This window comes from Nonomuraea sp. NPDC050663 (assembly GCF_044456985.1).
Lineage (GTDB): Bacteria > Actinomycetota > Actinomycetes > Streptosporangiales > Streptosporangiaceae > Nonomuraea.
In genome coordinates this window covers 208,358-222,305 of the sequence record NZ_JBITGL010000002.1, presented here as the reverse complement: position 1 = coordinate 222,305, position 13,948 = coordinate 208,358, and the positions used below count along the sequence as shown (strand labels likewise).

Sequence of the window (13,948 nt, the reverse complement as noted above, 5' to 3'; positions counted from 1 at the left end):
ACGCCGTGACCGCCCACCTGCTGATCGTCGAGGACGACCCCGACATCCTCGACATCCTCGCCACCGGCCTGGAGCTCGGAGGCTACCGCGTCTCCACCGCCGCCACCGGCCAGACCGCGCTCGACGCCCTGCTGCGCGACGAACCCGACCTGGTGCTGCTCGACGTCATGCTGCCCGACATGCACGGATTCGAGGTCGTACGGCGGCTGCGCCAGGCCCGGCTGCGCACCCCCGTCGTCTTCCTCACCGCGCGCGACGGGATCGAGGACAAGATCGAAGGGCTGGGCATCGGCGGCGACGACTACGTGACCAAGCCGTTCAACCTCGGCGAGGTGCGCGCCAGGATCCGCGCCGTGCTCCGCCGCACACTCGACGCAGCCCCCACGCCCGCCCGCCTCGTCTACGCCGACCTCAAGGTCGACCCCGAAACCCACGAAGTGTGGCGGCAGGGACGGCAGGTCCTGCTGTCGCCCACGGAGTACCGGCTGCTGATGTACTTCCTCGACCGGCCAGGACAGGTCCTGTCCAAGCAGCAGATCCTGCACGACCTGTGGAGCTACGACTTCGGCGGCGAGGTCGGCATCGTGGAATCGTACGTGTCCATGTTACGACGCAAGATCGACGGGCGCGGGGTGCGGTTGATCCACACGCTGCGCGGACTCGGCTACACGCTGCGCGAGCCGTGATGCGGCCCGTTCCCCTGCGGGTCAAGCTCACGGCGCTGCTGCTGGCGCTGCTGGTCGCGGGGCTGGGGTTCGTGGGGGTGATCGGGGTGTGGATGCTCGACACCTACCTGGTGCAGCGGGTGGACCGGCAGATCGACCTCACGGGCGAGGCTGTGGCCGACGACACGCTCGTCCTGGTGAGCGACCCTGTCGGGCACGGTGCCCGCGACGGGCGAGGCGACCCTGCCGAACGAGGCGACCCTGCCGAACGAGGCGACCCCGCCGAGCCCGCCCGGCGCTACCGGTCCGTCTTATCCGGCCGCCCCGTCGACCGCCTACCGCCGCCCGCCATCCCCGGCACCGCCCCCACTGGCACCACTGGCACCACAGGCACCACAGGCACCACCGACACCACCGACACCACCGACCCCACCGACACCACCGGCAGCACCGGCAGCAAGCTCACCGTCCCCGCCGTGCGCGGACCTGGCACGTGGCGCATCCAGATCACCGAAGACCCCGACGGGCGCCGCCGCATCATCGCCGTCGACCTGAGCGAAGTCGACGCCGTCACCGACCGGCTCTCCCTCATCCTCCTCCTCGCCGGCGCCGGTGTCGTGGCCATCGTCTCCGTCGTCGCCGTCACCGTCGTACGGCGCAGCCTCCAGCCCCTCGAAGCCATCGGCGACACCGCCGACGCGGTCGCCGCCGGAGACCTCAGCCGCCGCGTCCCCACCAGCGACCCGCGCACCGAGACCGGCCGCCTGGGCAGCGCCTTCAACGCCATGATCGAACAGGTCGAAGCATCCTTCCGCACCCAGGAGGAGTCAAAGGACCAGATGCGGCGCTTCGTCGCCGACGCCTCGCACGAACTGCGCACCCCCCTCACCGCCATCCGCGGCTTCGCCGAACTCGCCCTCGAACACCCCGACCTCGACCCGGTCGCCCTCATGCGACGGGTGGAGGCGGCCGCGTCACGCATGAGCCTGCTCGTCGACGACCTCCTGCTGCTCGCCCGCGTCGACCTGCGCCCCGAACTCACCCTCCAGCCAGTCGACCTGCGCGCCCTGGCCGCCGACGCCGTCCAAGAGACCCGGCTGCTGGCCCCGGACCGCGAGATCACCTTCTCCCCGGTTTCGTCGCCTCCGCCCGTCGTCGCCGGTGACGAGACGCGGCTACGGCAGGTCATCGGGAACCTGCTCAGCAACGCCCGCCTCCACACCCCGCCCGGAACCCCGATCACGGTACGGGTGGGGACGTCGGAGGAGCGGGTGGGGACGTCGGAGGCGCGGGTGGCGTTTCTCGAGGTGGCGGACAGAGGCGCCGGGCTGACGGCGGAGCAGACCCGACGGGTGTTCGACCGGTTCTATCGGACGGCGCAGGACGGGGGCACGGGGTTGGGGCTGGCGATCGTGCATGCGCTGGTGGTGGCGCATGGAGGGAGCGTGGCCGTGGAGAGCGTGCCGGGCGCGGGGAGCACGTTTCGGGTAGAGCTGCCCATGCTGGGTGACGGGCGAGCTCTTCGGTAAGCGGTTCGGGTGGAGCGAAGACGCCCCGGCACGAGAATCGGCGACCGTCCCCCGGAACGACGGCGCAGCCAGGCGATGACGATTTCGGTCGACGCGATGTCAGTCACCTCGGTTACGATCCTCGACCGTGAGCACAATCCCCCGCAATCGGCTCCTCTTAGCCGGAGTCCTCACAGCGGGCGCCGCCGCCCTCGGCTCGGCGATCACCCTGGCCGTCGACCACCGGGAAAGCTCGCCCAGCCTCATCGCCGATGTCCCCTCGATCACCGAAAGCCCTGCTCCGCGGCAACTACCGGCCGCCCAGAGCAGCCCCCAGTCGGACCCGCTGCCCTCACCCACCGCGTCTACCGGGGCGCCGGTGAAGCCGAAGACGCCACCGGGCCAGACACGCAAGAGCAGGACCGAGAAGACCCCACCCGGCCGACACCGACGCTAGCGCCGCGCGGAAAGCCCCCTTCGCCCGCACGACCACCCAACGCGGCCACCAGCCCGCCGCGATGCCCAGCCCGCCGCGATGCCCAGCCCGCCGCGATGCCCGGCCTGCCCATTGGCCCGCCGCCACGCCTAATTCGCCGGCCCACTGCCTCGCCCAGAACGGCCACCGGCACCACCACGCCGAACCCGCCCTTGACCCCGCCCCGTCGCCGCCCGGCCACCGGCCTGCCACCACGCCGAACCCCCACTACCCGCGCCCTCGCCGCCCGGCCACTGGCCCGCCGCCTTGCCTGACACGGCCACCGACCTGCCACCAGTCGCGACCTTCACCTGACGAGCCGCCTGTCGTGGCCTACACCCGGCCAGTTGCCCGTCGTGGCCTACACCCGGCCAGTTGCCCGTCGTGGCGCAGCGCGGCCAATTGCCCGTCGTGGTGCAGTCGCGGCTAGTCGCGCCCTACGCCCGGCCCGCCCCCGGTCGTTTGTCTAGCCCTCGCCCGTCGCCTAGCGTCCTGTGCGGCTGGCGACGATCTCCTGGATGGCGTGCTCCAACGCATAGCCCGTGTCAGCGCCGCCCCCCTTGACCTGCTCATCCGCGTAAGCCACAGCCTTGATCGCCCGTGACAGCCCCTCGGGCCCCCACCCCTTGAGCTGCCTGCTCACCCGGTCGACCTTCCACGGCGGCATGCCCACGTGTGCGGCCAGTTGCCCGCCGCGCAGGTTGCGTGGTGCGCCGGCCACCTTCGCCAGCCCCCTGAGGCCGCCGGCCAGCGCGCTCACCAGCAGCACCGGTGCCACACCGCTGCCCATCGCCCAGCGCACCTGCTCAAGGGCCTCGGCCAGCCGGCCCTCCACCGCCGAGTCGGCCACCGTGAATCCGGTGACCTCCGCCCGTCCCCGGTAGTAGCGCTCGACGGCGGCCAGGCCGACTGACTTGTCCTCGGTGTCGAACATCAGCTGGTTGCACGCCGCCGACAGGTTGCGCAGGTCGTTACCCACGGCCTCGAGCAGCGCCTGGGCGGCGTCGGTCGAGATGCTGCGTCCCGCCCGCTTGAACTCCGTCTTGATGAACTCCATGCGCTCGGTCGCCTTGGTGACCTTGGCGATCGTCGTCACCCGGGCGCCGGTCTTCTTGAGGCCGTCGACCAGCGCTTTGCCCTTGACGCCGCCGGGGTGCACGAGGACGAGCACGGTGTCGTCGGAGGGCGCCTTGGCGTAGGCGAGGACTTCGGCGATGACCTCCTTCGCCAGGTCCTGCGCCGACCTGATCACCACCACCGTCTGGTCGCCGAACAGCGACGGCGAGGTCAGCCGGGTCAGCTCTCCGGACTCGACCTTTCCGCCCATCAGGTCCTGCACCTCGGCGTTGGGATCGGCCTGACGCGCCGCGGCCACGACCGCCGCCACCGCCCGATCGACGAGCAGTTCCTCGTCGCCGACAATGAGGGTCACAAGGTCCGGTTGGGTCTGCGCCATGCCGAGCAGCATGCCATGCCGTACCGACAATCAGGTACTCGATCTGGCCTGATGGCGGCACCGCGTCGCGCTCGGCCTGACGAGCGGTATGGGGCGTACAAGGCTTTGTCGCCTCCGCCCCAGATCGACGCCTCCGGTCGGTCCGCGGGTCGTTCACGTGGTCCAGCGGGGCACCCGGTCCACCACGCAACCGCTGTCCTCGATGGCCGCCACCACGAAGCTCTCCTCCACCATCCCCTCGGTCAGCAGGCTGACCTTGCCTGCCGTCTGGTTGACGTCCACGCCCACCACGTCGGGCAGCTGCGCGAGTGCCGCCTTCATGGCGCTCACGCAGTGGGGGCAGCTGTCCGGCTCCAGGCCGCTCACGTGGTAGGTGACCAGGCTGTGCGCAAGGGTGATCATAGTCTCCGCTCCAATGCCATACACGGGTTGGGTATCTTGGCCCTTCGCGTGGCCGTACCCTCTCTGCGATCTTCGCGGAGTCGCGGCCGCGCGAGCCAGCGAAACCGCCTTCCGCTTTGCGACATGGCGGAGATCGGAACCAAAGGAGAGACGGGCAGTGCGAGAAGAGGCCGCCAGGCGGGTCTACGCGCGGATGCGGCAGCAGGGCGAGCCCTTCGAGACCGCCGCCAAGGCGGTGGCGCTGCGTCCCGGTGAGCTCGACCAGGCCAGGGGCAGGCTGGCGGAGCTCGGATTGCTGCACCCCGGCGCCGGGATCGCGGTGGACGCGATGGCGGCGCTGACGCGCATGATCTCCGACGGTGACGACCTGATCCACCGCCTCGCCGTACAGCGGGCCGCCTCGCGGGCGCTGACCGAGCACTACCTGGACCTGCCGTACGGCACGCGCGAGGACGGCCCGGTGGAGTTCTTCCCCCGCAGCCGGGTCGACGAGCTGCGGCGGCGGCTCCGGACGGCCGAGGTGGCGGCCACCGGCGAGATCGTGGCCATGCACACCCCGCACACGTGGGATCCGGTCCGGCTGGCCTACGCCTTCGAGAACGACCGCGAGTCCGTCGAGCGCGGCGTGCGGGTGCGGGTGATGCACAGCCACGGCCAGCTCCACATGCCGGTCCTCCGTGAGCACATCCAGGCGTTGATGGAGCACGGCGTGGAGGTGCGGACGGCGCATTTCGTGCCGGCGCGCATGATCATCATGGATCGGCGGACCGCCATCGTCGAAGTGGCGCCCGGCGATCTGGAAGCCGGGGCGCTGTTCATCGAGGACCACGCGCTGACCGCGACCCTGGCGGCGCTGTTCGACTACTGCTGGATGACCGCCTCCGAGCCCAAGGACGTGCCGCGCGGCGCCGACGGCGAGGAACTCACCGACCAGCAGCGGGCTGTGCTGCGACTGCTGGCGACGGGGGCGAAGGACGACGCGATCGCGCGGGCGCTGGGCGTCTCGACCAGGACCGTCACTCGGGTCGTCGGCGAGTTGTCGGCGGTGCTGGGAGTGACCAGCAGATTCCAGGCGGGCGTGCGTGCCGCCAAGCTCGGGTGGCTCTGATCTCGACCAGCATTGATATGCGAATCGATATCTTGCGCCGTCGATATCGCTATTAGACACGATCTGATCACGTCTGCTTTGCTCCTGACTTCTGACAGTCGACCGGTTGATGGGACTTGTAGTGCGAAATCTCCACACCCGCCGCCTGCCGGCAGCCCTGGCGATCGCTGTTCCGCTAGTGGCTCTTTCTCCGGCCATCTCGTCGGGCGTCGCCTCGGCCGCTACGCCGTACGCGCATCGGGATGAGGTGGCCGTGACGCATGCGGGGTCGTACGTGCGTCTGCCGGACAGCGCCGGGACGCAGGCGTCCGCGCAGGTGGCGCCGTCCGCGAGTCGGGCGTTGGAGGCGCCTTCCGTGAGCCGGGCGTTGCGGGCCCTGGAGGTGTCGTTCGACGGGCGCATCGGCGCGTACGCCGTGGACACCGCCACCGGCAAGACGGTGTCGTACCGTTCGCGCGAGCGGTTCCCGTTGTTGTCCACCTTCAAGGCGATGGCCTGCGCGGCGGTGCTGCACAAGGCGCGCACCTCGGAGCCGGGCCTGATGAGCAAGGTCGTGCGCTGGAGCGCCGCCGAGGTGAAACCCAACTCCCCCGTCACCGCCAAGTACGTCAAGCGGGGCCTGAGCGTGGCGCGGTTGTGCGAGGCGGCCATTACGGTGAGCGACAACACCGCGGGAAACATGCTGCTCAAGCAGATCGGCGGACCGGCCGGGCTGACCAGGTATCTGCGCACGCTCAAGGACTCCGCCTCCCGCCTGGACCGGTGGGAGACCGAGCTGAACGAGTGGTCGCCCGGGCAGCGCCGCGACACCACCACGCCCGCGGCCATGGCGCGCGGCCTTCGCGCGGTCACCGTCGGCACCGCGCTGCACGCGAAGGACCGCGACCGCCTCAACGCCTGGCTCGTCGCCACCGAGACCGGCGCGGCCCGCATCAAGGCCGGACTCCCCTCGACCTGGACCGTCGGGCACAAGACCGGCACGGGCGGCGTGTACGGCACAGCGCACGACGTGGCCGTCATCTGGCCGGATCGCACATCGGCGCCGATCATCATGGCGATCTTCACCAACCGCAAGGCCTCCGGCGCGGCCGCGGACGAGAAGATCGTCGCGCGGACGGCCACCATCCTGGCCCGCGGCCTCGGCAGGCTCTGATGGCACGTCGGGGGAAGAAGATCGCACAGTTGGCCGCGGCGGCCACCGCCTCGGGGGTCCTGGTGGCCGCCATTGCCTTCCCGACCGTGGGCGGGGCCGGGATCGGCCTGGTCTCGACGGTCGACCTCACGCCCGTGGCGCTCGAGGAGCCGCCGCTCGCCGAGGTGTCGATCGTGCAGGACGCCAAGGGCAAGGAGATCGCCCGGTTCTACGAGCAGTATCGGCAGGTGGTGGGCGCCGGCCAGATCGCCGACATCATGAAGACGGCCATCGTGGCGATCGAGGACTACCGCTTCTACGAGCACGGCGCGATCGACCTGGAGGGCACGATCCGCGCCCTGGCCACCAACATGACCTCTGGCAGGGTCAGCCAGGGCGGGTCGAGCATCACGCAGCAGTACGTCAAGCAGGTGCTGCTCAACGCCGCCGACACCGAGGCCGAGCGCGACTCCGCCCTGGAGGCCAGCTACGCGCGCAAGCTGACGGAGCTGCGGTATGCCATGGGGGTCGAGCAGAAGTACACCAAGGACCAGATCCTCGAGAAATATCTGAACATCGCCTACTTCGGCGCGAGCGCCTACGGCATCGAGGCCGCCGCCAAGCGGTTCTTCGGCGTCAAAGCGCGTGATCTCACGCTGCCGCAGGCCGCCACGCTCGCGGGAGCCGTACAGGACCCGAACGCCACCGACCCCAACCTGGGCAAGAAGCAGCGCCAGCGCCTGCTGAAGCGCCGCAACGTGGTCCTGGCCCGCATGGCCGAGCTCGGCAAGATCACCCCGGAGCAAGCGGCAGCCGCGAAGGCCGCCAAGCTCGGCTACAAGGGCACCGGTCTCCCCGGAGGCTGCGAGTCGAGCACGCAGCCCTACTTCTGCCTCTACGTGCGCCAGGACATCCTGCGCAATCCCGCCTTCGGCAAGACCGCCGACGCGCGGCTCAAGATGCTCAACCGCGGTGGCCTGACCATCCGCACCACCCTCGACCCGGCCATGCAGGCGTCCGCCGACCGGGCGATCAAGAAGTACGTGCACGCCTCCGACAACGCCGTCGCCTCCGAAGCGCTCGTGCAGCCCGGCACGGGTGCGATCAAGGCGATGGCCGCCAGCAGGCCGTACGGCACGCGCAAGTCCAGGCACGAGGTCTCCTACAACCTCGTCGCCGACGCCGCGCACGGCGGAGGCATGGGTTTCCAGGCAGGATCGACGTTCAAGACGTTCACCCTGATCAGCGCGCTGAAGCAGGGCATGAAGCTCGACGACGGCCTGCTCGCCGGGGCCGGCTACCGGGCGCCGAGCCTGGCGGCGTTCACGAACTGCAAGGGCCAGGGCATCGGCGACACCTCGCACACGGTCACCAACGACGAGGGCTCGCCCGGCTGGAAGACGCTGCGCACCGGCACGTGGAGCTCGGTCAACACGTTCTTCGTCGAGCTGGAGCAGCGTGTGGGGCTGTGCGAGACGGTCAAGACGGCCAAATCGCTGGGCATCCAACGCTCGGACGGCGGCAAGCTCCAGGAGTTCGAGACGTTCACGCTGGGGATCAACGAGATGGACCCCGTGACCGTGGCCAACGCCTACGCGGCCATCGCCGCTCGCGGGCGCTACTGCGCGCCGATGGCCATCACCCGCATCACCGACCGCGACGGCAAGGCCACCGACTACCGGCCACGGTGCAAGCAGGTGCTCGAACCGGCCATCGCGGACGCGACGGCCGAGGTGCTGTCTGGCGTGTTCACCAAGGGCACGATGCGCTCGGTGGGCGGGATCGGGCGCGACGCCGCAGGGAAGACGGGGACGACCGACGCCTACGCGGCGGCCTGGTTCGCGGGATTCACGCCTGATCTGGCGGGGGCGGTCAGCATCGGTGATCCTCGAGGGTCGCAGGCGCACAAGCTGATCGGGGTCACGATCGGGGGGCGGTATTACGGATCGGTGGCGGGGGCCACGCTGCCGGGGCCGATCTGGAAGGAGACCATGATCGGGGCGTTGCGCGGGGTGCCGGCGACTTCGTTCACGGCTGTGGACGCGGCTCGGTTCGAGGGGTGCAGCCGGGGGTGCGCTCCGGCACGTCAGACGTCGGATGGCGGCGGGGACGAGGGTGAGCAGCAGGGGGACGGCGGCGAGGGCGATCAAGGCGAGGGCGGCCAGGGGCAGGGCGACCAGGGACACGGTGATCAGGGGCAAGCTGATCAGGGACACGGTGATCAGGGGCAAGCTGATCAGGGACACGGTGATCAGGGACACGGCGGCTAGGGCCAGGGTGGCCAGGGCCAGGGTGACGGTGCCCAGGCTCAGGGTGATAGTGGTCAGGGGTGGGGATGAGGTGAGCAGGAGTAGACGGGCTGTGGCGCGTCGGAGGACGTCGCGGGTTTGGCGGAGGGGCGTCATTCGCTGCCTCCGACGGCCAGCCGACCCTCGCGCTCCAGCACGACCAGATGTCCCGCCTGGTCGGTGCGGTAGATCCTGGTACCGAGCCGGTGGAGGGTCGCCAGGGTGAAGGGCGCGGGGTGGCCGTAGAGGTTGCCCTCGCCCACGCTGATCAAAGCTGCCCGTGCGCCGGTGGCGGCGAGGAAGGCCGGGTCCTGGCGCGCTGAGCCGTGATGCGATAACTTCTTTCTAGCACATCAAGGGGAGGGGTGTCATGGGCCTCCGCTCCGGCATCTACGTCCGCATCTCCGACGACCGCGAAGGCAGTGGTCTCGGGATCCAGCGCCAAGAAGAAGACTGCCGACGCCTCGCTCAACGCCTTGGCTGGGACGTCGGGGAGATCTACGCCGACAACGACATCTCCGCCTTCAGCGGCAAAGAGCGCCCCCGGTATGAGCAGATGCTGCGCGACATCGAGTCAGGCCGCGTCGACGCGCTCATCACCTGGCACACTGACCGGCTGCACCGCAACGTCCGCGAGCTCCTCGACTTCCTCGACATCGTCTCGGTTCGCGACCGACGCCGCCCCGAGACCCCGTTCGGGATCCAGACGGTGCAGGCCGGGCAACTCGACCTCACCTCCCCCACGGGACGCGCTATGGCCATTACCTTTGGCGCGTGGGCCGAGCAGAACTCCGCCCACAAGGGAGAACGGATCCGGCGGAAAATCCAGCAGCTCGTGGAGGATGGCCAGGTGCACAACGGTGGTCCGCGCCCCTTCGGCTACACCCGCATCTACGCGGGCGAAGGGCCGCGCCGCAAAATCCTGCGCGACGAGATCAACCCCGAGGAAGCCGAGATCGTACGGCAGTGCAAAGACCGAGCCCTCGCAGGCGACTCGCTGCGTTCCATCGTCGGCGACTTGAATGAGCGCGGCATCCAGACCTCGATGGGGAACGCCTGGACCATCCAGGCCATGCGCTGGGTGCTCAGGAGCGGCCGGATCGCCGGCCTGAAGGAGTTCCACCGAGAAGTCGTCGGGGAAGCAGCCTGGCCCGCCATCATCACCGTCGACGAGCACCGGCAACTACGAGCGCTTTTCTCGACCAAGCAGCCGCTGTCCGGCGTCCGCGTCCGCAAGTACTTCCTCACCGGCCTCGTCTACTGCTCCTGCACCCCAGCCAAGTTCAAGGCGATGCGCATCGTCGCCACGCACGGCAAGCCCAAGTACTCCTGCGCAGCAAAAAAAGAGGGTGGCTGCGGTGGCAGAGTGATCGCGCTTGCAGAGCTCGAGTACATGGCCGGCCAGTGGATCGTGGGCAGGCTGAACGACCCCGAAACTCTACGAATGCTGGCCGAGCGCGAGGCAGTGTCGAAGTCGGACACCGGCGATATTCTGCGCGCGATCGAGAAGGACGAGACTCGCCTCCGAGTGCTGGAGTCACAGCTTGCGGATGACGACGACGAAGACTTGGTTGAGGTCGTCGGTGCGGTCCGGAAGGTGCGACAGCGAATCCGGGACAACCGGGATCAGCTCGCACGGCTCGCCGGCGCCACACCGCTGGTCGGACTCGACCTGCCCGATCTGGCCAGCCGATGGCCCGATCTTCCGCTCGATCGGAAAAGGGCTCTCGCGAAGCTTCTAATCAGCCGCGTCGTTATTTATCCAACTACGATTCGGGGCCGATTCGACCCCGAACGCGTCGATATTCTTCCCCACTAAAATGGCGGCTCTTCCGGAAAAAGACTATCAGACTTTGGGGTAACCTTAATTCGAATAATCGCCCCATCGGAAGGTCGCAGGACATGGCCGTCTTCTGCACCTAGTGCCTTCATGGCCTGCCCGACATACTGTCGATCCCCCAGGCCGAGCTGATCGGTATTCTTGCGAACCAGTAGAGTAACTACAGAGATGTTCGGCGCGGCATTCGGATCCGCGATCACATAGTCGATGACCTGCCCCAGGGAAAGCAGATTACGCAGTTCAGGACTTAGGTTGGGAAGCTCGCTTCCGGGCTGTTCCGACACCAAGGACTCGGCCACCTTCTTCGTAGGATCGACTAGGGGATCATCAGCGGTCCTGAGGACCATAATCGGCGCATATCGCGCCAATAGCGTGGTGTACTTTTTTTTCGAAGCGAAATCCACGATAATCTTGGTTTTGTCCGCCAGGCCGTCAATTCGGACGATCCGACCCAGGCCAAATAGTTCATGACTAATTATGTCACCAGCACTCAGGCGACGGATTTGCTGAATCGACAGCCTAGGTAGAGGCTGCTGAGCCCTAAACCAGTCCGAAAGGGCTTCTTGAGCCGCCTCAATTTGACTGGTGTCGATCAGATCCGAAAGGCCATCAACAGCATCCGCAACAGCGATACGCGCTTCTGCATTAAGGATGCCATCGGGCGACGCACTCTTAATGATCGACTTCATTTTTTCGGTAGATCGCACGCTGACTTCGCCCACCCAGGGGTCATCAAGGCGATCACCGACAGCGCCCCAGTACATGGCGAGCACATCAACCGGCAGGACACTCGGCGGATCCTCACCCCTCATGAGGACCTCAAGGCTCCCGCTAGGCCAGCCCAGAACCGGTTCCATGCTGCTCCACGTCGACTCGTTGGGGTCAACCTGAGCCGACTCGACGTTGCGAACGGTGCCACGAGACACCCCGGCGAGGCTTGCCAGGCTGGCCTGTGACAGCGACAACTGCTTCCTTCGGCGGGCTACCGCCTCCGCAAGGACCGTCCTGACTTCCATCTACTCCCTCTCGCGTGCGCGGCAACTGTCAAAGGTTAGCGCATCGTTGACCTGTGGACCTGCGGATCTCTGCGCACCCCCTTGCCCAATCCCTCCTCGATTCAACACAGCAGCGCCGTAGTGTCAAGTGCAAGATGTAGAGTGTCTTGTACATTCCGACTTGCGTCCCACTGGCAACGCCTGGCACAGTATCGAACGTGATCCCCAAGAGAGGCCCGAAGATCAACCGGTTTGCCGTGCAGGCCATCCGGGTTTCGCAAGGGCTTTCGCAAGTTGCGCTCGCCCGTCGTGCGCAGCTGGACAACTCGTACGTTTGCCGCCTCGAGAGCGGCCAGCGCTCTCGCCCCGCACCCATCATCACCAGGCGTCTCGCCGATGCACTGGGCGTGCCGGTCGCCGCCATCATCATCAACCCAGACTCCGTGTCGGCGTAAAGGTCATGGTCAAGATGGGTGCCAACTTGGGCGTGCTGATCCAGAAGCGGGTTGCCTCGCTCTTGGCTACCGCACCCCCGCTCTGCCCCGAGCAGCGCGCCCGTGCAGTGGCTCTGCTCGCCGCCCCCACCGACCTCCACAACGCCGGCGCCAGCACCTCCCCGCAGACCTTCACGGCTGCCTGAGTGCACAAGAAAGGAGGGACCTTGAACAAGACCATCCGCGTCGCCGCGCTCGACCTCAGCCTCACCAGCACCGGCATCGCCAACTACCACTCCTCCGCCAACGAGGCCTGGACCGACACCATCAAGGTCAAGACCGCCGGCCACGAGCGCCTCCGCGACATCAGCAACCAGATCTTCGACCTGGTGTGCATGGCCAACCTGGTCGCAGTCGAAGGCCCCTCATACGGGTCCGGCACGACCAGCCGCCAGGCAGGCCACCACGAGCGAGCCGGCCTCTGGTGGCACATCACCTACCGGCTTTGGCGCAACGAGATCCCCTTCGCCGTGATCCCGCCCGCCAGCCTGAAGAAGTACATCGCCGGGCGCGGCAACGCCAGTAAAGACGAGGTCCTGCTCGCCACCGCCCGCCGCTACCCCAGCGTCGCCGTCAAGGACAACAACCAGGCCGACGCCCTGGTCATGCTCGCGATGACGCTCGACCACCTCGGCCGCCCTCTCGCCGTCGTCCCCGCCACCCACCGCGGCGCCCTCGACGGCGTCACCTGGCCCGAGGCGAGGCAGGCCCAGTGACCAAGCCCCTCGGCCCCAACATCATCGAATGGCCGGAAACAGGCCACCCTCAGCCCTCCGACCTGGCCGACCTCGCCCCTGTCCCCGACGGCAGCAACAACCCCGTCGAGGAGCTCCAGGACGACATCGACCTCATCATCGCCACCGACCTCGCCAACGCGCCGCGCAGCAAGAAGACGACGATCGGCCCCAGCGAGCTCGGCCACGAGTGCAGCAGGTGGATCGGCTACAAGCAGCTCGGCACCCAGGTCCTCAACCCCCAGCCCATCGCCTGGCGGCCCGCCGTCGGCACCGGCGTGCACGCCCTCCTCGAAGGCGCCTTCCACCGGGCCAACACCTACGTCGGCTCCACCCGGTTCCTCGTCGAACAGAAGGTCACCGTCGGCGAAGTCCTCGGCGAACCCATCACCGGCTCCTGCGACCTGGTCGACCGCGTCAACGCCACCACCGTCGACTGGAAGATCGTGGGCCCCACCACGTTGCGCAAGGTCAAGTCCGCGGGCTCCCCCAGCGACCGCTACCGGATCCAGGCCCACGCCTACGCACGCGGATTCAACCGCGCCGGAGTCCGTGTGAACCGGGTGTCCGTCTACTACCTGCCCTCCAACGGCGAGTACTACGAGGGCCACCTGTGGCACGAGCCGTACGACGAGCAGATCGTGCTCAACGCCCTCTCCCGCGTCGAGGCCATCACCACCCTGGTCAAGAACGTCGGGACGACCGGGCTGACCCTCCTGCCCACCGCGGATGCGTACTGCGGGCGGTGCCCGTACTTCCGCGCCGGCTCCACTGACCTCGCCCAGGGCTGCCCGGGCGACCCGGCCGTCACCAACCGGTGGACGGCCAACATCAACTCCCTCATCGCGTAA

Annotated in this window: 15 protein-coding genes and 1 pseudogene; 11 read left to right on the top strand and 5 right to left on the bottom strand. The window is 68.2% G+C overall.

Annotated elements, in window-relative coordinates:
* Positions 1-5: 5 nt before the first annotated feature.
* From ACIBH1_RS05675 to ACIBH1_RS05665, 3 genes are all read left to right on the top strand, one after another.
* Complete coding sequence (locus ACIBH1_RS05675; RefSeq protein ID WP_397312408.1) at positions 6-686, top strand: response regulator transcription factor; 681 nt, start codon at positions 6-8, stop codon at positions 684-686.
* Positions 686-2,194 carry a sensor histidine kinase gene (locus ACIBH1_RS05670; RefSeq protein ID WP_397312407.1) on the top strand — a complete coding sequence of 503 codons (1,509 nt, stop codon included), beginning with the start codon at positions 686-688 and terminating at the stop codon, positions 2,192-2,194. Before ACIBH1_RS05675 ends, ACIBH1_RS05670 begins: the two co-directional genes overlap by 1 nt.
* 127 nt (positions 2,195-2,321) lie before the next feature.
* Positions 2,322-2,630, top strand: coding sequence for a hypothetical protein (locus ACIBH1_RS05665; RefSeq protein WP_397312406.1), 309 nt, complete (start codon positions 2,322-2,324; stop codon positions 2,628-2,630).
* A 502-nt stretch (positions 2,631-3,132) separates the two neighbouring features.
* Here the strand turns inward: ACIBH1_RS05665 and holA are convergent.
* Both holA and ACIBH1_RS05655 read right to left on the bottom strand, forming a co-directional pair.
* On the bottom strand, positions 3,133-4,104 hold the full coding sequence (holA, locus tag ACIBH1_RS05660) for a DNA polymerase III subunit delta (protein WP_397312405.1): 972 nt from the start codon (positions 4,102-4,104) through the stop codon (positions 3,133-3,135).
* 153 nt (positions 4,105-4,257) lie between these two features.
* A complete protein-coding gene (locus tag ACIBH1_RS05655; RefSeq protein ID WP_397312404.1) occupies positions 4,258-4,506 on the bottom strand; it encodes a heavy-metal-associated domain-containing protein in 249 nt (82 codons plus the stop codon).
* Positions 4,507-4,663: 157 nt separating this feature from the next.
* On the opposite strand from ACIBH1_RS05655, the gene ACIBH1_RS05650 reads away from it, so the two are divergent.
* The 3 genes from ACIBH1_RS05650 to ACIBH1_RS05640 all read left to right on the top strand — a co-directional run bounded on the left by ACIBH1_RS05650 (position 4,664) and on the right by ACIBH1_RS05640 (position 9,016).
* Positions 4,664-5,614, top strand: coding sequence for a LuxR C-terminal-related transcriptional regulator (locus ACIBH1_RS05650; protein ID WP_397312403.1), 951 nt, complete (start codon positions 4,664-4,666; stop codon positions 5,612-5,614).
* A 355-nt stretch (positions 5,615-5,969) separates the two neighbouring features.
* A complete protein-coding gene (bla, locus tag ACIBH1_RS05645) occupies positions 5,970-6,767 on the top strand; it encodes a class A beta-lactamase (RefSeq protein WP_397312402.1) in 798 nt (265 codons plus the stop codon).
* The gene (locus ACIBH1_RS05640) at positions 6,767-9,016 is read left to right on the top strand and encodes a transglycosylase domain-containing protein (RefSeq protein WP_397312401.1); all 2,250 of its coding nucleotides are present in this window, start codon (positions 6,767-6,769) and stop codon (positions 9,014-9,016) included. Before bla ends, ACIBH1_RS05640 begins: the two co-directional genes overlap by 1 nt.
* Positions 9,017-9,147: 131 nt before the next feature.
* Here the strand turns inward: ACIBH1_RS05640 and ACIBH1_RS05635 are convergent, their stop codons facing one another.
* A complete protein-coding gene (locus ACIBH1_RS05635; RefSeq protein WP_397312400.1) occupies positions 9,148-9,297 on the bottom strand; it encodes a hypothetical protein in 150 nt (49 codons plus the stop codon).
* Between the two features lie 107 nt (positions 9,298-9,404).
* On the opposite strand from ACIBH1_RS05635, the gene ACIBH1_RS05630 reads away from it, so the two are divergent.
* Positions 9,405-10,853: a recombinase family protein gene (locus tag ACIBH1_RS05630; protein ID WP_397312399.1), complete on the top strand. Its 1,449-nt coding sequence runs from the start codon at positions 9,405-9,407 to the stop codon at positions 10,851-10,853.
* On the opposite strand, the gene ACIBH1_RS05625 is transcribed toward ACIBH1_RS05630, so the two are convergent.
* Together ACIBH1_RS05625 and ACIBH1_RS05620 are read right to left on the bottom strand one after the other, a co-directional pair.
* A complete protein-coding gene (locus ACIBH1_RS05625) occupies positions 10,850-11,731 on the bottom strand; it encodes a hypothetical protein (RefSeq protein WP_397313084.1) in 882 nt (293 codons plus the stop codon). The two genes, ACIBH1_RS05630 and ACIBH1_RS05625, sit on opposite strands and share 4 nt — an antisense overlap.
* A gap of 9 nt (positions 11,732-11,740) precedes the next feature.
* Positions 11,741-11,890 (bottom strand): annotated as a pseudogene (locus ACIBH1_RS05620) (helix-turn-helix transcriptional regulator); the annotation flags it as partial.
* 197 nt (positions 11,891-12,087) lie between these two features.
* Between ACIBH1_RS05620 and ACIBH1_RS05615 the strand changes: the two are divergent.
* The 4 genes from ACIBH1_RS05615 to ACIBH1_RS05600 are packed head-to-tail and all read left to right on the top strand — an operon-like array spanning position 12,088 to position 13,948.
* On the top strand, positions 12,088-12,324 hold the full coding sequence (locus ACIBH1_RS05615) for a helix-turn-helix domain-containing protein (protein WP_397312398.1): 237 nt from the start codon (positions 12,088-12,090) through the stop codon (positions 12,322-12,324).
* A gap of 14 nt (positions 12,325-12,338) precedes the next feature.
* Positions 12,339-12,509, top strand: a complete 171-nt coding sequence (locus ACIBH1_RS05610; protein ID WP_397312397.1) for a hypothetical protein — start codon at positions 12,339-12,341, stop codon at positions 12,507-12,509.
* Between the two features lie 21 nt (positions 12,510-12,530).
* A complete protein-coding gene (locus ACIBH1_RS05605) occupies positions 12,531-13,079 on the top strand; it encodes a hypothetical protein (protein ID WP_397312396.1) in 549 nt (182 codons plus the stop codon).
* Entirely contained in the window at positions 13,076-13,948 is an 873-nt protein-coding gene (locus ACIBH1_RS05600) for a hypothetical protein (RefSeq protein WP_397312395.1), read from the top strand. The genes ACIBH1_RS05605 and ACIBH1_RS05600 overlap by 4 nt, the downstream gene beginning before the upstream one ends.